General features: G+C 69.3%; 24 protein-coding genes and 1 tRNA gene. 12 read left to right on the top strand and 13 right to left on the bottom strand.

The annotated features are described in order from the left end of the window. Positions 1 to 87 precede the first annotated feature (87 nt). Positions 88 to 1,284 carry a serine hydrolase domain-containing protein gene (locus QC180_RS11525; RefSeq protein WP_278262681.1) on the bottom strand — a complete coding sequence of 399 codons (1,197 nt, stop codon included), beginning with the start codon at positions 1,282 to 1,284 and terminating at the stop codon, positions 88 to 90. A gap of 38 nt (positions 1,285 to 1,322) precedes the next feature. Here QC180_RS11525 and QC180_RS11520 point away from each other — a divergent pair, with 38 nt between their 5' ends. From QC180_RS11520 to QC180_RS11510, 3 genes are all read left to right on the top strand, one after another. After that, positions 1,323 to 2,138, top strand: a complete 816-nt coding sequence (locus QC180_RS11520) for a serine hydrolase domain-containing protein (protein WP_278262680.1) — start codon at positions 1,323 to 1,325, stop codon at positions 2,136 to 2,138. 102 nt (positions 2,139 to 2,240) lie between these two features. Continuing rightward, on the top strand, positions 2,241 to 2,777 hold the full coding sequence (locus tag QC180_RS11515) for a DUF3145 domain-containing protein (protein ID WP_278262679.1): 537 nt from the start codon (positions 2,241 to 2,243) through the stop codon (positions 2,775 to 2,777). A gap of 96 nt (positions 2,778 to 2,873) precedes the next feature. After that, positions 2,874 to 3,251, top strand: coding sequence for a hypothetical protein (locus tag QC180_RS11510; RefSeq protein WP_278262678.1), 378 nt, complete (start codon positions 2,874 to 2,876; stop codon positions 3,249 to 3,251). Here the strand turns inward: QC180_RS11510 and QC180_RS11505 are convergent. From QC180_RS11505 to QC180_RS11490, 4 genes are all read right to left on the bottom strand, one after another. Then, positions 3,245 to 4,039 (bottom strand): ABC transporter permease, encoded by a 795-nt coding sequence (locus QC180_RS11505; protein WP_278262677.1) that lies wholly within the window; start codon positions 4,037 to 4,039, stop codon positions 3,245 to 3,247. The two genes, QC180_RS11510 and QC180_RS11505, sit on opposite strands and share 7 nt — an antisense overlap. Then, on the bottom strand, positions 4,036 to 4,737 hold the full coding sequence (locus tag QC180_RS11500; RefSeq protein WP_278262676.1) for an ABC transporter ATP-binding protein: 702 nt from the start codon (positions 4,735 to 4,737) through the stop codon (positions 4,036 to 4,038). The genes QC180_RS11505 and QC180_RS11500 overlap by 4 nt, the downstream gene beginning before the upstream one ends. 3 nt (positions 4,738 to 4,740) lie before the next feature. After that, positions 4,741 to 5,208 (bottom strand): MTB12 C-terminal domain-containing protein, encoded by a 468-nt coding sequence (locus tag QC180_RS11495; RefSeq protein WP_474646418.1) that lies wholly within the window; start codon positions 5,206 to 5,208, stop codon positions 4,741 to 4,743. A 189-nt stretch (positions 5,209 to 5,397) separates the two neighbouring features. Further along, positions 5,398 to 6,057 carry a helix-turn-helix domain-containing protein gene (locus QC180_RS11490; RefSeq protein WP_278262675.1) on the bottom strand — a complete coding sequence of 220 codons (660 nt, stop codon included), beginning with the start codon at positions 6,055 to 6,057 and terminating at the stop codon, positions 5,398 to 5,400. Between the two features lie 86 nt (positions 6,058 to 6,143). Between QC180_RS11490 and QC180_RS11485 the strand changes: the two genes are divergently transcribed. Both QC180_RS11485 and QC180_RS11480 read left to right on the top strand, forming a co-directional pair. Next, a complete protein-coding gene (locus QC180_RS11485; protein ID WP_278262674.1) occupies positions 6,144 to 6,938 on the top strand; it encodes a class I SAM-dependent methyltransferase in 795 nt (264 codons plus the stop codon). Continuing rightward, the gene (locus tag QC180_RS11480; protein WP_278262673.1) at positions 6,935 to 7,270 is read left to right on the top strand and encodes a cupin domain-containing protein; all 336 of its coding nucleotides are present in this window, start codon (positions 6,935 to 6,937) and stop codon (positions 7,268 to 7,270) included. Before QC180_RS11485 ends, QC180_RS11480 begins: the two co-directional genes overlap by 4 nt. On the opposite strand, the gene QC180_RS11475 is transcribed toward QC180_RS11480, so the two are convergent. Further along, positions 7,257 to 8,072: an SDR family oxidoreductase gene (locus tag QC180_RS11475; RefSeq protein WP_278262672.1), complete on the bottom strand. Its 816-nt coding sequence runs from the start codon at positions 8,070 to 8,072 to the stop codon at positions 7,257 to 7,259. The two genes, QC180_RS11480 and QC180_RS11475, sit on opposite strands and share 14 nt — an antisense overlap. A 219-nt stretch (positions 8,073 to 8,291) precedes the next feature. On the opposite strand from QC180_RS11475, the gene QC180_RS11470 reads away from it, so the two are divergent. The 4 genes from QC180_RS11470 (at position 8,292) to QC180_RS11455 (ending at position 10,707) form a co-directional block, all read left to right on the top strand. Beyond that, a complete protein-coding gene (locus QC180_RS11470) occupies positions 8,292 to 8,867 on the top strand; it encodes a DUF8020 domain-containing protein (protein WP_278262671.1) in 576 nt (191 codons plus the stop codon). A gap of 80 nt (positions 8,868 to 8,947) precedes the next feature. After that, positions 8,948 to 9,700, top strand: a complete 753-nt coding sequence (locus QC180_RS11465) for a class I SAM-dependent methyltransferase (RefSeq protein ID WP_278262670.1) — start codon at positions 8,948 to 8,950, stop codon at positions 9,698 to 9,700. A 142-nt stretch (positions 9,701 to 9,842) separates the two neighbouring features. After that, positions 9,843 to 10,409, top strand: coding sequence for an RNA polymerase sigma factor (locus QC180_RS11460; RefSeq protein WP_278262669.1), 567 nt, complete (start codon positions 9,843 to 9,845; stop codon positions 10,407 to 10,409). Beyond that, positions 10,396 to 10,707, top strand: a complete 312-nt coding sequence (locus QC180_RS11455) for a hypothetical protein (RefSeq protein ID WP_278262668.1) — start codon at positions 10,396 to 10,398, stop codon at positions 10,705 to 10,707. The genes QC180_RS11460 and QC180_RS11455 overlap by 14 nt, the downstream gene beginning before the upstream one ends. On the opposite strand, the gene QC180_RS11450 is transcribed toward QC180_RS11455, so the two are convergent. After that, entirely contained in the window at positions 10,677 to 11,018 is a 342-nt protein-coding gene (locus tag QC180_RS11450) for a winged helix-turn-helix transcriptional regulator (protein WP_278262667.1), read from the bottom strand. The two genes, QC180_RS11455 and QC180_RS11450, sit on opposite strands and share 31 nt — an antisense overlap. Positions 11,019 to 11,150: 132 nt before the next feature. Here QC180_RS11450 and QC180_RS11445 point away from each other — a divergent pair, with 132 nt between their 5' ends. Beyond that, a complete protein-coding gene (locus QC180_RS11445) occupies positions 11,151 to 11,801 on the top strand; it encodes an FMN-dependent NADH-azoreductase (protein WP_278262666.1) in 651 nt (216 codons plus the stop codon). Positions 11,802 to 11,812: 11 nt separating this feature from the next. Here the strand turns inward: QC180_RS11445 and QC180_RS11440 are convergent, their stop codons facing one another. Then, the gene (locus QC180_RS11440) at positions 11,813 to 12,589 is read right to left on the bottom strand and encodes a DUF5984 family protein (RefSeq protein WP_278262665.1); all 777 of its coding nucleotides are present in this window, start codon (positions 12,587 to 12,589) and stop codon (positions 11,813 to 11,815) included. 109 nt (positions 12,590 to 12,698) lie between these two features. Between QC180_RS11440 and QC180_RS11435 the strand changes: the two genes are divergently transcribed. Together QC180_RS11435 and QC180_RS11430 are read left to right on the top strand one after the other, a co-directional pair. Continuing rightward, a complete protein-coding gene (locus QC180_RS11435) occupies positions 12,699 to 13,541 on the top strand; it encodes an aldo/keto reductase (RefSeq protein WP_278262664.1) in 843 nt (280 codons plus the stop codon). Beyond that, the gene (locus QC180_RS11430; protein ID WP_278262663.1) at positions 13,538 to 14,071 is read left to right on the top strand and encodes a hypothetical protein; all 534 of its coding nucleotides are present in this window, start codon (positions 13,538 to 13,540) and stop codon (positions 14,069 to 14,071) included. The genes QC180_RS11435 and QC180_RS11430 overlap by 4 nt, the downstream gene beginning before the upstream one ends. 37 nt (positions 14,072 to 14,108) lie before the next feature. Here QC180_RS11430 and QC180_RS11425 read toward each other — a convergent pair whose 3' ends face one another. The 5 genes from QC180_RS11425 to QC180_RS11405 all read right to left on the bottom strand — a co-directional run bounded on the left by QC180_RS11425 (position 14,109) and on the right by QC180_RS11405 (position 16,586). Further along, on the bottom strand, positions 14,109 to 14,786 hold the full coding sequence (locus tag QC180_RS11425; RefSeq protein ID WP_278262662.1) for a cysteine hydrolase family protein: 678 nt from the start codon (positions 14,784 to 14,786) through the stop codon (positions 14,109 to 14,111). 61 nt (positions 14,787 to 14,847) lie between these two features. Continuing rightward, positions 14,848 to 14,919, bottom strand: a tRNA-Val gene (locus QC180_RS11420). 30 nt (positions 14,920 to 14,949) lie between these two features. Continuing rightward, positions 14,950 to 15,414 (bottom strand): peroxiredoxin, encoded by a 465-nt coding sequence (locus tag QC180_RS11415; protein WP_278262661.1) that lies wholly within the window; start codon positions 15,412 to 15,414, stop codon positions 14,950 to 14,952. 73 nt (positions 15,415 to 15,487) lie between these two features. Continuing rightward, complete coding sequence (locus QC180_RS11410) at positions 15,488 to 15,910, bottom strand: DUF3052 domain-containing protein (RefSeq protein WP_278262660.1); 423 nt, start codon at positions 15,908 to 15,910, stop codon at positions 15,488 to 15,490. Positions 15,911 to 16,028: 118 nt separating this feature from the next. Beyond that, positions 16,029 to 16,586: a hypothetical protein gene (locus tag QC180_RS11405; protein ID WP_278262659.1), complete on the bottom strand. Its 558-nt coding sequence runs from the start codon at positions 16,584 to 16,586 to the stop codon at positions 16,029 to 16,031. Between the last annotated feature and the right edge of the window lie 145 nt (positions 16,587 to 16,731).

The following is a 16,731-nucleotide window of genomic DNA, read 5'->3' as shown; positions in this document are numbered from 1 at the left end:
CCGGTGGCCGCGCTCACCGGCCCGAACGACCGCTCGTCGGACGCCCGCGTACCCCGAATCACCAGGGGGACGCGGGCATTCGTCGTCCTAGCGGGTGGCGCACCGGATGACGGCCTCGCGCAGATTACGGCTGCGCACGTCGTCGAGGATCGCCATGCCGAGCCGGTTCATGCTGTATCCGAAGCCCAATCCCGTTGCCGGATCGGCGAAGCCGAAGGACCCGCCCAATCCGGTGGTGCCGTAGGCGCGCTTGTCGGAGCCGAACCGGAAACTGCCGCGCGACTTGCGGAAACCGAGGTGGTAGCGGCTCTTGGTGTGCAGCACCAGGTCGTCGTCGGGGATCTCGGCGGTCTCGGCCGCGGCGAGCAGGTCGAGGACCTCGTCGCCGAGGGGCAACGCGCCGGTGCGTCCGGCCGCCGCGCCGTACACCCGGGCCAACGCCCTGGCATTGCCGACCCCGTTCATCCCCGGCCACTCGATCTCGAGGAACTCGCGCCGGGTGGCCCTGGCCGGGGCGCCGGGGCGCGGATTGGTCAGCGCGGCATAGGAATACCCGCGCTTGGCGTAGACCTCGGCGCCGATGCGCAGCGGCACGTCCGCGAGTTCGTAGCGCAGGATGTCGAGTCCTTTGGTGGCCGAGAGCACCGCGATGCGCTCCATCGGCTCGCTCGCGGGCAGCCCGATGAACAGGTCCGCCTCGACCGGACGCGCGATCTCCTCGGCGAAGAACCGGCCCAGACTGCGGCCGTCCGGATCGACCCGGCGCAGCAGCTCGGCCTGATACAGCCCCAGGGTGAGGGCGTGGTAGCCGTGCCGGGTGCCCGGCGTCCACGCAGGCTTCTGGGCGGCCAGGATCCGCGCGAGTGCGTCGCGGTCGGCCAGCTCGCGCAGCTTCACCACGCGGTCCAGCCCGGACAGCCCGGCCTGGTGGTCGATGAGCTGGCGCACGGTGATCCGGTCCTTGCCGTGCGCGCCGAACTCCGGCCAGTACGTCGACACCGGCGCCTCGTAGTCGAGCAGACCACGCGAGACCGCCACGGCCAGCGTGAACGCCGACATCCCCTTGGACGAGGAGAACACCGGCACGATGGTGTCGCGCTCCCAGGCCACCGTGCGCGCGCGGTCGCGGTGTCCGGCCCACAGGTCGACCAGCGGCTGGTCACCGGCGTAGACGGCGACGGCGGCGCCGATCTCGCCGTGGGCGGTGAAGTTGCGGCGGAAGGCGTCGGCGACAGGGCCGAAACCGGCCGCCACGTCACCGTGGATCGAGGGTGCGGGACTCATGATGACCCGATCGTAACCGCGTCTCGTACGCTGCCGGTATGCGTTCCTTCGAGCAGCTAGCGCACTGGCCCGTGCGCCACGCCGCCGCCGCGGTGCTCACCGCGGACGGCCTCTCCACCACCGGTGACATCGACCGGGTCTACCGGCTCGCCTCGGTGACCAAACCGCTGGTCGCCTACGCCGCGCTCGTCGCCGTCGAGGAGGGCGCGATCGAACTCGACCAGCCCGCGGGCCCGCCCGGGTCCACCGTGCGGCATCTGCTCGCGCACACCTCCGGCGTCGCCTTCGCCACCCCCGACGTGATCGCCGCCCCCGGTGCCCGGCGCATCTACTCCAGCGCGGGTTTCGAATTGCTCGCCGATTTCCTCACCGAACAGACCGGTATCGCCTTTCCGGAGTATCTGCGCGACGCGGTGTTCACTCCGTTGGAAATGACCACCGCGGAGCTCGACGGGTCGGCCGGACACGGTGCCCGCGCATCGGTTCGTGACCTGACACGGTTCGCCCAGGAGTTGCTGACACCCGAATTGATATCTCGGCAAACATTCGACGACGCGACCTCCGTGCAATTCCCCGGCCGCGACGGGGTGCTCCCCGGATTCGGCTCCCAGCGCCCCAACGACTGGGGACTCGGCGTCGAAATCCGCGACGGAAAAGCCCCGCATTGGACCGGATCCCGCAATTCCGCGCGGACCTACGGACACTTCGGACAGTCCGGCACGTTCCTGTGGGTCGACCCCGAGATAGGGGTGGCGACGATCGCGTTGAGCGACGAGAATTTCGGCGACTGGGCGCGAACGGCGTGGCCGAAATTCAGCGATTCCGTTATCGCAGAGACATCCAACACGCAGTGAAGTAACACCCGCAACACCGAACACTTCAGTACACTCGGGCCACGCCAGTCCGCGACGGGTCGTTGGGGAAGACGCTCCTTGTCGAGGCTGGAGGTGTTGGTAGTGCGCGCATCGAGTCAGTTCGCTGACGCGACGGCGGGTGTGGTCTACATCCACTCGTCGCCCGCCGCGTTGTGCCCGCACGTGGAATGGGCACTGTCGACGGCGCTCTCGTCACCGGCGAAATTGCGCTGGAACGCGCAACCCGCCGACGGGCAACTGCGCGCGAGCAGCGATTGGATCGGTCCGGTGGGCACCGCCGCCCGGATTGCCCAATCATTGCGCGCCTGGCCGGTGCTGCGCTTCGAGGTCACCGAGGACCCCAGCGACGGTGTCGACGGCGAGCGCTACAGCTTCGTGCCCGCGCTGGGCCTGTGGCACGGTTCCACCGGCGCCAACGGGGACGTGATGCTGGGCGAGATGCGATTACGCGCCTTACTGCAGGCCGCGAGCGAACTCGGCACCCACGGCGCCTACGACCTGTCCGCGGAGATCGACCGCGCCCTGGGCACCGCCTGGGACGACGACCTCGAGGCCTACCGCCAGGGCACCGACTGTGTCGGCGCCGAGGTCACCTGGCTGCGTCGCGACGTGGGCTGACACCACATCCCTCGCCGGTGTCGGTGCGCGCTGCTAGCGTGAGCGACATGAACTGTGGGGGTGGGAATGTCGTCGCCGTACGCTGAGCATCCGGGGGTGCGCGAGGCGACCCGGCGCGCGGGCGGGGCGGGTCTCGCGCTCGCCGCCGTCTTGCTGATCTGTTCGCTGGGACTGGTCGTGTCCGGGCTGAACACCTCGTACCTGATCGTCGTCTGCGTGGTGGCGTTGCTGCCGGGCATCCTCGGGCTGGGTCTGCTGTCCGGTTCCCGGCGCATCCTGCGCGGCGAGATCCAGGGCGCGGTCTATGTGACCGGACTGCTGGCGACCATGGCCGGGCTGGCCGCGCTCGGCACGGTCGGTGCCCTGATCGAAGGACCGTGGGGCGCCAAGATCGTCATGGTCACCCTGCTGGCGGCGACGATCGGGACCGCGGTCCTGGTCAACCGGGCCGAGCGGGCGCTCAAGGGTCAGTGACGTCGCCGTCGCCACTGGGCACTCGTCACCGCGACGGTGAACAGGACAACGGTGACGACGACGAAATAGATCAGTGCGCCGTCGCGGCCGAAGCGGGGCAGGAACGCCAGCTCCTGCCCGGTGGCGGCGACCGCGTTGAGGAACGGCGCGTAGGACTGCAGGGTGTAGCCGTCGGGGAACAGGCTGATCGAGTCCTCCGCCACGTACACCCAGAACAGCAGGACCGCGATCGCGGCCGGTGGGGTCCGGATGACCGAACCGATGGCGATGCCGATCCCGCACGCGGTGAACGCGTAGATCGGCACCGTCCACAGGAAGCGCCGCCCGGCGGAGTCACCGAGGGCGACCTCGCCGTAGACCAGCGGGAACAGCGCGGGCAGCGCGGTGAGTACGACGACGAGCAGCGCCAGCGACGCGACCGCCGCGAGGGTGCCGTAGAAGATCCAGCGGGCCAGCGACGCGACCCAGATCCGGGGGAACAGGAAGGCGTCGAGGTCGCCCAGGCTTCCGCGCGACCGGGTGGCGTGCGCGTAGGCGGCGGTCACCGTCATGATGCCGGTGGCGAAGGTGATCACCCAGTACACGGCATTGGTGGTACCGACCGAGGTCACCTGGAGCTGACCGGGAATGGCGGCGAATCGTTCGGCGACGCCCGCGATCCCGAAGGTGACGAGCAGCGGCAGACCGATCGTGAGCGGCACCGCGATCGACCACAGGAACCCGCGCCCGCCGGTGCGGGTCCACTCGGCGGCGATGCCCCGGCCGAGAGCGGTGACCGGACTGCTCATGCCGCCGCTCCGGTGATGCGCAGGTAGGCGTCTTCGAGTCGGTCGCCGTCGCGCACGAGCTCGGGCAGCGGAGCATCGGCCAGGACCCGGCCCGCGCCGAGCACGACCACCCGGTCGGCATTGCGTTCGGCCTCGTCGAGCAGATGCGAGGTGACCAGCACGCAGGTGCCCGCGTCGGCCAACTCGCGCAGTAGCGCGCGGATCCAGTGGATGCCCGCGATGTCGAGACCGTTGAGCGGCTCGTCGAGCAGCAGTGTGCGCGGGCGCGTCAGCAGGGCCGCGGCGATGCCGACGCGCTGGAGCATGCCCAGCGAGCACTGGGCCAGACGGCGATCGGCGATCTCGTCGAGACCGGTCCGCGCCAGCACCTCCGCGACGCGCGCCACGGACAGCCCCCGGGATCGGGCGATCCAGCGCAGATGACGACGGGCGGTGTGGCGGGGATCGAATGCCCGGTAGTCCAGGTGCATCCCGAGCCCGGCCGGGGTGATGTGCCCGGCCCTGACTCGGACGCCATCGACCTCGACGATGCCGGTGTCCGGGGCGATGATGCCGCACACGCAGCGCAGCAGCGTGGACTTGCCGGTGCCGTTGAGGCCGAGCAGGTAGGTCACCGCGGCGTCGGGGACGGTCAGCGCGGGGATGTCGAGCACCGTGGTCTTCGCGTAGCGCACGGTGAGCTCGCGCAGGTCGATCACGGGTCAGAAGTCGCAGGGGATCGGCAGACCGACGGTCTTCACTCCGGCGCACAGTGATTCGTTGGCCAGCTTCCAGCTGCCGTCGATGCGCTTCCAGGTGACACGCATGGTGATGCTCGGGCGCCCGGCCGAGCCGCTGTGCAGGATCGCGGTGTGCCGGTCGCCCTCGTGGGTCTCGGGACCGGTCACCTCGTTCCAGCCGCGCGGTGCGCGGAACAGGCCGAGGTTGTAGACGGTGCGCGGCACGATCACCGCGTTCGCCCCGCCCTCCAGATTCGCGGCCTTGGCCTCGTCGGAGGCTCCGGTCTCGACCAGGAAGCGCACCTGCTCGTTGAGCTCGGCCAGGGTGGGGACCTCGCTGGTGATGCGGAAGGTGCCCGGCTCGGCGATCGCGCCCGGGCTGCTCATCAGCACCGCCGCCGCGGGCACGGCCAGGGCGAGAACGGACCGGAGAACTCGGCTGCTCATCATTTTTTCAACCCTTCGGGTGAGCGGAGTTACACTCCGGATTCCTGGTAAAACACCAGATGATGGCAGTAAGTTAGCCTAGCCTCATAACTTCGGTCAAGAGTCATTTAAATAAGATCGAACCCAGGCCGGGCAGTGCCCCGGTCGGGTGACACGAGACAGGAAGGCGGCGGTGAGGTGGAGGTGCCGAGCTCAGCCCGCGATCGGCGCGCCGTGCGTCGATCGGGTGGTCAGACGCAGCGTGACGCCGCAGTCGCCCCCGGCGTCCGGCCGCACGTCGACGTCGAATTGTGTTGCGAGCGTGGGCGAATGACGTTCCAGAATCCGCTCGATCATGCCCTGCTGGATGCCGATGACGATCTCCGGCGCGCTCGCGATGCGGCGCAGCGGGCAGTTGCACAGCTGGATCTCGTGCGTGCCGAAACTCGACACCGTCGCGGACACCTGGAAGCCGAGGCGGGTCAGTGTGGTGGTGACCACCGTCACCGGATCGGGCAGATCGGCCTGCGGCTCGCCGAGATCGGTCAGGCTGTCGGCCCACATCCGCCCCGCTGCGGCGGCTTTGGCGCGTCGGGCGGCGGGCGTGTCACCGAGCTGGGCCAGCAGGGCGGCCAGCACCGGCGCGGCGGGGTCGGCGCCGACCGCCACGTAGCCCTTGCGCGGGCGGCCCACCGTCTCCGAGGGCAGCCAGGTGCCCTCCACCTGGCCCGCGTCGATGAGCGCGTTGAGATGGAAGCGCGCGGTGGTGATGTGGATGCCCAGGGTCTGCGCGATCACCGGCGCGTCCAGGGGTTCCAGGGAATCGCGCACCAGCGCGAACACCCTGTCCCGCTGCCGGGGTGTGCTGACCATCGGCGCTCCTCTCACGCCGTGACCGGCGACTTCCCCCTCGATTGTAGGACCGCCGCACCCCGCGGCCGCACCGACAGGAGCACACCATGACCACACCATTGCCCTTCGACCACCGCGATTCCGCGCACATCCCCGGCCACTGGCTGCTCGCCCGCCTCGGCAAACGCGTCCTGCGACCGGGCGGCATCGAACTCACCGAACGCATGCTCGACGCCGCCGCCCTGCCCGGCGCCGACGTGGTGGAACTCGCGCCCGGCCTCGGTCACACCGCCGAGGCCATCCTGCGCCGTCGGCCCGCCGGATATCGGGGTGTGGAGGCCGATGACGCCGCCGCCGCGCGCAGCGCCGAGGTCGTCGGTGGCCGGGGCGTCGTCACCACCGGCGACGCCGCCGACACCGGTCTGCCCGCCGCCAGCGCCGACGTGGTGGTCGGCGAGGCCATGCTCACCATGCAGACCGACCCGCACAAGGCCGCCATCATCGCCGAGGCGTTCCGGGTGCTGCGCCCCGGCGGCCGCTACGCCATCCACGAACTCGCGCTACAGCCCGATGAGCTCGACGACGCCGTCAAGACCGAGATCCGCAAGGCACTGGCCCGCTCGATCAAGGTCAACGCCCGACCGCTGACCCGCGCGGAGTGGACCGAGCTGCTCACCGCGGGCGGATTCGTCGTCGAGACCGTCGATTTCGCGCCCATGGCCCTGCTGCGGCCGCGTCGCGTCCTCGCCGACGAAGGACTGCTCGGCACCGCCCGCATCATCAAGAACGTGCTGCGCGACCGGGCCGCGCGACAGCGCGTCCTGGCCATGCGCGCCACTTTCACCGCCCACAAGCAGGCGCTCACCGCCATCGCCGTCATCGCCAGGAAGCCGAATGCATGAGCACTCTCGTCACCGACACGACCACCTGGCAGCCCAAGGACGGCGACCTGCCCAACATCCAGCGCCTGCTCGCCGGACCCGGAATCACCCTGGTACGCCTCAGTTTCCGGGCGGGTCAGGTGCTCGACGAGCACCGCGCACCCGGCCCGATCCTGATCAGTTGCGTCTCCGGGGTGATCGACCTGGACGTCACCGCGGGTGGGGCGACCGAGGCGCACCGGCTCGAACCCGGCGCCACGATCTACCTCGCCGCCGGTGATCCGCATCGTCTCGAAGCGCGCGCGGACGCCGTCGTCCACCTCACCCTTCAGCGCGATATCACTCCGGGCTGAAGGCGGCGGTGTTGGCGGCCGCCCACGCGGCGAAGGTGGTCGGTGGGCGGCCGGTGATGTCGGTGACGCTGGTCAGCGGCAGGGTGGCGGGGTCGGGGGAGTAGCCGGTGAGGACACTGTCGACGTACCAGTTCGCCCGCTCGCCCATGCTGGGTGTCAGCGCGGCGACGGTCTCGTCGCGGGTGGCCTTCTCGAAGGTGAGGTCGCGGCCGAGGGCGGTGGCCAGGTGGGCGAGAAGTTCCGCGCGGGTGAGGACTTCGGGGCCCGACAGGGTGTAGGCGCGGTTGTCGGTGCTGTCGGCCAGCAGGGCGGTGGCGGCGACCGCGGCGATGTCGTCCATGGCGATGGGCGCGGTGGCGGCGTCCGGATACGGTTCGCGGACGGTGCCGGTCGTGCGGATCTGGTGCGCCCACATGATCGAGTTCTCCATGAAGTCCGCGGGCCACAGATGCGTCCAGGACAGTCCGCTGTCCTCGACCGCCGTGCACACCGTGCCCCACCAGCTGTCCGGTTCCCCCGACAGGTCCACCACGTGCCGCACCCCGGCCGCGCGGGCCAGCGCGAGCACCTCGGTGACGGTGCCGGGAGAGGGTGCCAGATACAGCCGATCGACGCCGTCGAAGGCCGCCCCCAGACTGTCGGGACGCCGGATATAGCCCTCCACCACCTCCACTTCCGGGGGCAGCGCGGCGCGTCGGGGGTCGGTGGTGAGCGCGCGGACGTCGGTGTAGCCAGCGGCCAGCACATGGTCGACGACCTTGCGGCCGATATTGGCGGTGGCTCCGGTCACCAGGATGGTCATGGGTTTCCTTCCGGTCGGGCTCGGTGAACCACCGATTGTGCCGACGGAATCGGATCCCGGCACATGGCCTCAGCAGCCACCCGGCAATCGGTGATGTTTTTCCGATATCACCGCAGGTGGTTCCGCTCGGGCGCGACCGATGCGAAAATGTTCGCGGACCGAGATCCGGTCCAGCAGAGGATGTTCCGTCGTTATCGGCGGGCAGACTGGAGGGGCACGATGACATTTTCGTCTCGAACTAGTTCCAGTGCACGGCGTATCGGAGCGGTCGCGGTCCTCGCGGCCGGAGCGCTCGGTCTCGCGGCCACCACCGCGCACGCCGGACCCGCGGCCGCCGTTCCGATCGTCCAGGGTTCCGAAGGGGGAGTGGCGTTCACGGCGAGTCCGCTCACCGACGGTTCCGGGGTCACCGCGTCCGTCGCCGACGGCACGTTCCGCCTCGCCGGTGGGGTGGTCACCCTCACCGACCGCAGTGGCCGAGTGGTCGCGTCGGTGCCGACCAGGATCGTCACCGGCGCGGGCGATTTCGATCTCACCGCGGGTGTGGCGGCCGACGGACAGTCGGTCACCCTGCGTCCGGTCGCGGCTCCCGCGGTCGTCACCGACAACCTGGCGTCCTTCGTCGACGAGGCGAGCGACACCCAGGCCCGCAAGCAGTACAACGCGGGCATCGGCGCCCTGGTCGGCGCCGGGATCGGCGCGGTGCTCGGCTTCTTCCTCGGTGGGGTCGGCGCGCTGATCACCATCCCGATCGGTGCGGGCATCGGCGCCCTCATCGGTTATTCGACGCCGTAGTGAATCGGTGTGGTGGCCGGTCTCGACCGGCCACCACCTCCGCGTAGGTTGTCCCCAGGGGACAGCACACGGAGGCGGCGATGACGTTGTTCGACTACGACGCGGAACTGCGGCGATACAACTCCCGGCTCCGTGCCGCCGCCGACGTCCGCGCCGGTGACCGGGTGCTCGACATCGGCTGCGGCACCGGGCAGACCAGCAGGGAAGCGGCCCTTGTCGCCGTCGAGGTGCTCGGCGTCGACATCACGGCGCGGATGCTCGACGAGGCCGAGCGGGTCGGTGCCGGAGAAGGGTTGTCCCACCTGACCTTCGCGCTCGCCGACGCCCAGAGCTACCCCTTCCCGCCCGCGCGTTTCGACCTGTGTATCAGTCGCTTCGGCACCATGTTCTTCGCCGATCCGGTGGCCGCGTTCACCAATATCGCTCGCGCGCTGCATCGCTCGGCGCGGCTGGTGATGCTGGTCTGGCAGGGGTACGAGCGCAATGCCTGGGCCACCGAGATCCTGCCCGTTCTCGGTGCATCTCCTTTTCTCGGCAGCCCAGGGCCGTTCTCCCTCGCCGAACCCGATGTCACCGAAAACATTCTCGTCGCAGCGGGTTTCACCGACGTCCGCTTCATCGATGTCGCCGAGCCCGTCTACTACGGCCCCGATGTGGCCGCCGCTTTCGACAACCTGCTCCGCCTGTCGTACTTCCAGACCAACCTCGCGGCCCTCGACGATGCCGCCGCCGACCGTGCTCGCGGTCGTCTGCGTGCCGTCCTCGCCGCCCACGAGACCGACGACGGTGTCTGGTTCGACTCACGCTCCTGGATCGTCACGGCCCGTCGGTGAATCCTTTCGCCGGGCGGAGGTCTCTTATCTGTGTTCGGGCAGGGTGCCCGGACGGAGATGGAGGTTGTCGTGGTCATCGGTATCGGCGTCGTGGTCGGCGTGGTGTCGGTCTGTAGCTGCCTGGTGATCGTGCGGCGTCGACGTGGCTGAGCCGCGCTGGCCCGACGACGCCCTGATCCGCGCCGCCCAGGACGGTGACGTGGATTCGCTCGCCGCGCTGGTCTCGGGCGCGCACCCCACTGTCCGGCGCTTCGCCCTTTCGCTGTGCGCCACCCCGGAGGACGCCGAGGACGCGGCACAGGAAGCCATGATCATCCTGTACCGCAAGATCGGCATGCTCCGCGCGTCCGGCGCGCTGGCATCGTGGATGTTCCGCATCGTCCGCAACGAATGCCTGCGGCGTGTGCGCCCGGCCGCCGTGCGCCTGACACTGCCGGAGGCGGGCACCGCCGAGTCGGCCGAGAACGAAGTGCTGCGCCGCGCGGAAGCGGGCAGGGTGGCTGCCGCGGTCGCCGCCCTGCCCGCCGACCAGCGACACGTGTTGGTCATGCGCGATATCCAGGGCTACAGCGGCCGCATCGTCGCCGACGCACTCGGCCTGAGCACCTCGGCGATGAAATCACGCCTGCACCGCGCCCGCGCGACGGTCCGCGAAACCCTCCGCCCGACCGCCGATCTCGTCCCAGGAGCAGACGATGCCGACCACTGACGCCCCCGGCTTCGCCAGCACATCCCTCCCCGCCCATCTCGTCCGAGGAGCGGTGGGCTTCGGCGCCCTCATCGGCACGATCGCCCTCTACCCGATCCTCGGCCTCCTCAGCGCGGCACTGCTACCACTCGGCCTGCTCGCCCTCCGCGGCTGCCCGACCTGCTGGCTGATCGGCCTGGCCCAGACCGTGTCCCGCGGCCGGGTCCGCCGCGACTGCCAGGACGGACAGTGCTCCCTGACGGTCGCCCACTCCGAGAGACCGATCGGTCAGCCGGTGTGGCGGAGTTGGTCTCGGTAGCGTTCGCCCCAGGCTTCCATCAGGGCGATGATCGGGATGAGGTCGCGGCCGAAAGCCGTGAGTTCGTATTCGACGCGGGGTGGGACCTCGGGGAACACGGTGCGGGTGAGGACGCCGTCGCGTTCGAGTTCGCGCAGTTGGGCGGTGAGCATGCGCTGGGTCACCTGCGGCATGGCGCGGCGCATCTCGTTGAAGCGCGCGGTGCCCTCGCTCAGCAGGTAGACGATCATGCCCTTCCATTTGCCACCGATCACGTCGAGGGTGACCTCGACCGGGCAGTCGAAATCGAGATCCTGCTTACGTGTGGCCATGCGCGTCCTCGTCTCACCGGCAAAGGTAGGGAAAAGGGTACCGGGTAACAGAAATGTGCGTTCTTACGCGGACATTCCCCGTCGGGCAGTCTCGGCCGCACACGCCGATCCCGACCTGACAGGAGTTCCGAGATGGCCCAGCTACTGCGGCTCGACGCCAGCCCGCGCCAGTCGCGCTCACACACCCGCACCCTCGTCGGGGAATTCGTCGACCGGTGGCGCGACGCCAGGCCCGACGACACGGTCATCCGCCGCGACCTCGGCCACCAGCCGCCCGCGCACCTCACCGAGGAGTGGATCGCCGCCGCCTTCACCGACCCCGACGAGCGCACCTGCGCCATGCGCGCCGCCCTGGCTGACAGCGACGAACTGGTGGACGAGTTGCTCGCCACCGACGTGCTGGTGCTGGGCGTGCCCATGTACAACTTCGGCATCCCCGCCATGCTCAAGGCCTACATCGACAATATCGTCCGGGTCGGCCGGACCTTCGCCTTCGATCCCGCCGCCGAGGCGCCGTACACCCCGCTCACGGCGGGCAAGCGCGCGTTCGTCATCGTCGGGACCGGCGACGCGGGCTACGAGACGGGTGGACCGCTGGCGCACATGAACCACGTCGAACCGTACCTGCGCACCGCGCTGGGGTTCATCGGCATCGACGACCTCGAGTTCGTCTACACGGGTAATGACGAGTTCGGCGGTGAACGCCTGCGCCGGTCACTCGAATCCGCGCGGGAACGGGTCGCTGACCTCACCGCCGACCGGGAGGCGGTGATGGCGAGCTGAGCCGGGGCAGCTCAGTGGGACGGGCTGAGGATCGCGACGCCCGTCCGGACGGCGGGCCAGTCCGTGAGGTCCTGGCTCGCCAGCGCTCGCGGCAGCCAGGTTCGGCGCTGGGCTTGTTCCTCGATCAGCGCCGGGATGTCGAGTTCGATCCCCTCGGCGACACCGGTTTCGGTCAGTTGGTCGATGCGTTCTCGCATGGCGTCGAGCAGTCGCCGGTCGAAATCGGTGACGGCGGCGAGGAATTCGGTGGTGGGGATCGTCCGGCGGCCCGACGGTGGGGCCGAGAACTCGATCTCGCCGTCGGGGTCGAGGGGGTGGTGCCAGGCGACGGTGATCGTGTCCTCGGGGGCGAGGGTGCGCCACCAGCGGAACGAGGGCCCGTAGCGCAGGTGGGCGGTGTCGGTCCAGCGCAGCCCGTAGGCGTCGGTGGCGGCATCGGTTCTCGGGTCGTCGGTGTCGACCCAGTGCGCGGAGTTCGCGGCAAAGAAGTGCGCGAGGTCCTCGGGAACCGGTTCCAGCGCCGACGGGAGGACGGCGAGCAGGTCCTCCCATAGCCGCACGACGTAGTAGTCCACCCAGGAACGTGCGTCGCGTGTCGAATGATCTTGCGTGTATTTCAGCAGTCCGACTCCGCCGATGTCCATGCAGTAGTGCCCTTGGGTGAGGCCGAACCAGTGCAGACGACGTTGCTCGCCCCAGGGCACGACTTCCTCGACAGGGTCCAACTCGAACCGGAAACGCATCGCGCCCGGATTCGGCTCGTGCGGAGTGAGGGCGGCGTCGGACACCGTCCCATGGTGCCGTAGCCGAGAGAGCGCGCCGGACGGGGGACGCGACGGCCGCCGCACACGAAACGACGCTACGGTGGTGGCCGAACCCAGGAGGAGACTCGCCTTGATGGACCTCGCCATCGAACTCGCCGGATATCGCCTGCACCGCATGGGATTCGGTGCGATGCGCCTGCCGACAGAACCCGACGACGATCGCGCGGCCTCGATCGCGCTGCTGCGGAAAGCCGTCGAACTCGGGGTGACGCTGATCGACACCGCGCACCTGTACGGCTGGGGCGCCAACGAGGAGCTGGTGGCCGAGGCCCTGTATCCGTACCCCGAAGGGCTGCTCGTGGCCACCAAACTCGGCGTCGAGCAGCGGCCCGACCATCCCGACGGCGCCGTCTACAACGGGAGCGAACGGTTCCTGCGTGCCCAGGTCGAGGACGCGCTGCGGCGGCTGCGGGTCGAGCGCATCGATCTCATGCAACTGCACCGCATCGACCGGGAGATCCCGGTGGCCGACCAGGTCGGCACCCTGCGCGAGCTGCGTGACGAAGGCAAGATCGCCCACATCGGTCTGTCCGAGGTGGATACCGCGCAGCTCGCCGAGGCGCGGGCGGTCGTGGAGATCGCGAGCGTGCAGAACCGCTACAACATCCTCGACCGCGAGCACGAGGCCGTCGTCGACGCGTGCGCCGCGGCCGGAATCGCCTTCCTCCCATGGCGTCCCGCCGCCGCGGGTACCTCCGGCGAGGCCGCCGTCATCGCCGCGATCGCGGCGGACCTCGACGCGACCCCCACCCAGGTCGCCCTCGCCTGGCTGCTGCACCGCTCACCCGTCATCGCCCCGATCCCCGGTACCGCCTCACCCACCCACCTCACCGAAAACCTCGCCGCGGCCCACCTGCACCTCACCGCCGAGCACTACCAACGCCTCGACGGCCTGGCCACAGCCGGGCGGAAATGATCTCGGACAGCGCACCCGAACGACGATTCCTCGTCTCCCACGACTACGGGATGGGCGGAGCGTGGTGGTGGATATCGGCCCACTCGGCCCGCGAGATCGAGGCCACCTTCGCCGAGGTCCAGGTCGTCGAAGACCCGGACCGCCTGGCCACCGCCGCCACCTGGAACGTGCCGGAAGTCGACATCGACGCCGTCACCGACGAGGTGCTGCTCGCGCTGCGCGCCGACCGCGACGAACAGCGACGTCACCCCGGTTTCGGCGCTTTCGCCGACCGCGACCGCGTGTACCTGAACCAACGATGGGACGGCGCGGACGACGTCCCCGCCGCCGACTACCTCACCGAGGTCATCGACGGCTACCGCATTCGCCAGGTCGAAGTCCGCGATGACGGTCCCGCCTTCCGCAGCGGCCTCGACGACTTCGTCTTCAACCCACCGATCGACCTGTGGGACCCGGAACTGGTCGACCAAGAGATCACCGCCGCAGAGTTCGAAAAGGCCTGGGCCGCAGCGGAGCCCATGCCCGAGTGATCGTTCGTCGACCCTCGTGTGGTGACGGGACCGCCGTTCACTGTGTGGTGGTGAGCATTTCGATCAGGTCGGCCGTCGGGCGGACGTCACCGAACGAACGGTAGATCGTGTGCAGCGTGGCATTGTGCTCCCGATCGGTCCGGGTGGCATTGCCATCGGCGACCATGATCGTCCGGAAGCCCAGGGTCGCGGCGTCGCGCGCGGAGGACTCGCAGCAGACATTCGTGACGGTGCCGGTGATCAACACCGTGTCGACGCCACGCCGTTCGAGCAGCCCAGGCAGCGGGCAGCGACCCGGAAAGAACGCACTGGGCGCGGACTTCTCCACATAGAGGTCGTCGGCGTCGGTGGCCAGCCCGGAATAGACGCGATCACGCAACTCCCCGGAACCACCCGTCCTGCTGTAACTTTCGGCCACCCGCGCCCCGAAGAACTCGATCGCCGCCGCGGTCGGTTCCCCACCACCGGGCAGCACCCACGCCACCGCCCCACCTACCGCCCGCACCACCTCCGCGAGCCGGTTCACCCTGGGCACGATCACCCGACAGTAGGCATTCGCCTCGACGAAGAACGGCACCATATCGACAACAACCAACGCCGTCCTCGCCCCGACGATCCACGGATACGCGAACCGCCGCCCCCGCCGCCCTTCATGCCGCGCGTACTCACGCTCATCGATCCGCCAGTCATGCGACGCGACCACATCCTCCACCACGACCCCCATCGTGCCGCAGTCCGCGATCACCGCAACTCGTGATCACGACGTGGTCGAAAAGTGGGCGCAGAGGGGATCGAACCCCCGACCGCTGGTGTGTAAAACCAGTGCTCTACCGCTGAGCTATACGCCCGGGCACCGCCGGGGGACCGGCGGTGACGGTTTATGAATCTAGCGCGGCGAGCGCTTTCTCCCAAGCCGCCTGGTCACGGGCCTCTCCGGGGCCGTTCATCTCGGCGAAAGTGATGTGGCCGGACTTGTCGACGACGAAGGTGCCGCGGTTGGGGTAGCCGGACTTCTCGTTGAAGACGTCGTAGGCCTGGGTGACCGCGCCGTGCGGCCAGAAGTCGGACAGCAGGGGGAACAGGTAGCCCTGTTCGGCCGCCCAGATCTTGTGGGTGGGCGGCGGGCCGACCGAGATCGCGAGGATCTCGGCGTCGTCGTTCTGGAATTTGGGCAGCTCGTCGCGGACCTTGCACAACTCGCCCTGACAGATGCCGGTGAAGGCGAGCGGATAGAACACCAGCAGGACGTTCTTCTTGCCGCGGTAATCCGACAGGGTGACAGGCTGGTTGTTCTGGTCCTTGAGCGTGAAGTCCGGCGCGAGCGTGCCAACCTCTAGCGGCATACGGGGATCCTGTCGTCGTGTCGGGTCTCAGCCGAGCGTTCTCGTCCGGCTGAGACCTTAGCGAACGCCGGGATCAGCGCTGCTTGGACGGTGCCTTCGGCTGGACCAGGCGCGAGCCCGTCCAGCTGCCGAGGCTGATGGTGGATGTCTGGGTCAGGCCGGCCGTGGGCGCGGCTTCGGCGATCTCGCTCGGATCGACATGGCCCGGGTGCCCGGTCTTGGGGGTGAGAACCCAGATGAAGCCTTCGTCGGACAACGGGCTGATGGCATCCATCAACTCGTCGGCCAGATCGCCGTCTCCCTCTCGCCACCACAGCAGGACGGCGTCGACGACCTCATCGGAGTCTTCGTCGACCATCTCCGCGCCGCTGACCTCCTCGATCTCGGCGCGCAAGTCGTCGTCGGTGTCCTCGTCCCAGCCCAATTCCTGAACAACCAAGCCGTGAGAAATGCCAAGCTTCTGAGCGTAGTTCTGCGCGTCCGCCGCGGCGACCACGGTGGTGTCCTCCCTAAACTGCCGACAATAAGATAGGTGCAAGCGAACATGGTTATCGGCCGCAGCGCAAGCCGATCGGGTGAATCGGTACCGTATGCCGCGTGTCGGCGGGGTGGATTCAGCGGCTCTGGCAGGCATCGTGCACGGCGGTCCGTGCCTGGTTGATCGCCCTGCTGGCCGCGTTGAGCTTGTCCACCTGGGAGCTGTAGGTCATTTTCCTGGTTTCGGCGGCCAGCGAGCGCGCGGCGATCACGTAGTCGGTGAATTTCGCCGCCAGATCGCCGGGCAGGGCGGCGCCCGCGGCGGTCACGCCGGTCTCGACCTCGGTCGCCGCGGTGTCGAGGGTGCTGGCCGCGGCCTCGCGCTTGGCGGCGTAGTCGGCGGCGTTGTTGTCGTGGGCGGTGACGAACTCGTTGAAGGCGGTCACCGCGGCCCCGGTGGTGGTGGGGAAGCGGGTGCAGTTCTCCTCGATCGCGCGTTCCTGGGCGGCCGCCGCCTTGGACGAGGCCGCCGCCGAGGACGAGGCCGCGGCGCTGGTCTTGTAGGCGGCCACCTCGGCGGCGTCGGTCGTGGGGGTACCCGGGATCTGCTCGGCGCATCCCGCCACCACCGTGCCCGCGATCACCGCGGCGGCGGCGCAGGCCAGTCCCACCCGGCGCGCGTCCAGCAGCCTCATCGTCGTGCCGATCCCTCTCACTCGCTCCATCGTGCTCGGTGTTTCCTCCCGCAGAACTTAGTTGATCACCGTGGCGCGGTCGTCGGCGGAATACCCGGCAGTACGTGGTCGGAGAGGATGACCCGCGCCACCTTTTCGGTAAGGA

This window comes from Nocardia anocheti (genome assembly GCF_029675105.1).
GTDB lineage: Bacteria > Actinomycetota > Actinomycetes > Mycobacteriales > Mycobacteriaceae > Nocardia.
This window is presented reverse-complemented; position numbering and strand designations above follow the sequence as displayed.

Excerpts from the sequence above, each read along its gene's own strand:
- QC180_RS11525 (WP_278262681.1), bottom strand. The coding sequence starts at position 1,284 with ATGAGTCCCGCACCCTCGATCCACGGTGACGTGGCGGCCGGTTTCGGC.
- QC180_RS11520 (WP_278262680.1), top strand. The coding sequence starts at position 1,323 with ATGCGTTCCTTCGAGCAGCTAGCGCACTGGCCCGTGCGCCACGCCGCC.
- QC180_RS11505 (WP_278262677.1), bottom strand. The coding sequence starts at position 4,039 with ATGAGCAGTCCGGTCACCGCTCTCGGCCGGGGCATCGCCGCCGAGTGG.
- QC180_RS11495 (WP_474646418.1), bottom strand. The coding sequence starts at position 5,208 with ATGATGAGCAGCCGAGTTCTCCGGTCCGTTCTCGCCCTGGCCGTGCCC.
- QC180_RS11490 (WP_278262675.1), bottom strand. The coding sequence starts at position 6,057 with ATGGTCAGCACACCCCGGCAGCGGGACAGGGTGTTCGCGCTGGTGCGC.
- QC180_RS11485 (WP_278262674.1), top strand. The coding sequence starts at position 6,144 with ATGACCACACCATTGCCCTTCGACCACCGCGATTCCGCGCACATCCCC.
- QC180_RS11480 (WP_278262673.1), top strand. The coding sequence starts at position 6,935 with ATGAGCACTCTCGTCACCGACACGACCACCTGGCAGCCCAAGGACGGC.
- QC180_RS11475 (WP_278262672.1), bottom strand. The coding sequence starts at position 8,072 with ATGACCATCCTGGTGACCGGAGCCACCGCCAATATCGGCCGCAAGGTC.
- QC180_RS11470 (WP_278262671.1), top strand. The coding sequence starts at position 8,292 with ATGACATTTTCGTCTCGAACTAGTTCCAGTGCACGGCGTATCGGAGCG.
- QC180_RS11465 (WP_278262670.1), top strand. The coding sequence starts at position 8,948 with ATGACGTTGTTCGACTACGACGCGGAACTGCGGCGATACAACTCCCGG.
- QC180_RS11455 (WP_278262668.1), top strand. The coding sequence starts at position 10,396 with ATGCCGACCACTGACGCCCCCGGCTTCGCCAGCACATCCCTCCCCGCC.
- QC180_RS11450 (WP_278262667.1), bottom strand. The coding sequence starts at position 11,018 with ATGGCCACACGTAAGCAGGATCTCGATTTCGACTGCCCGGTCGAGGTC.
- QC180_RS11445 (WP_278262666.1), top strand. The coding sequence starts at position 11,151 with ATGGCCCAGCTACTGCGGCTCGACGCCAGCCCGCGCCAGTCGCGCTCA.
- QC180_RS11435 (WP_278262664.1), top strand. The coding sequence starts at position 12,699 with ATGGACCTCGCCATCGAACTCGCCGGATATCGCCTGCACCGCATGGGA.
- QC180_RS11430 (WP_278262663.1), top strand. The coding sequence starts at position 13,538 with ATGATCTCGGACAGCGCACCCGAACGACGATTCCTCGTCTCCCACGAC.
- QC180_RS11415 (WP_278262661.1), bottom strand. The coding sequence starts at position 15,414 with ATGCCGCTAGAGGTTGGCACGCTCGCGCCGGACTTCACGCTCAAGGAC.
- QC180_RS11405 (WP_278262659.1), bottom strand. The coding sequence starts at position 16,586 with ATGAGGCTGCTGGACGCGCGCCGGGTGGGACTGGCCTGCGCCGCCGCC.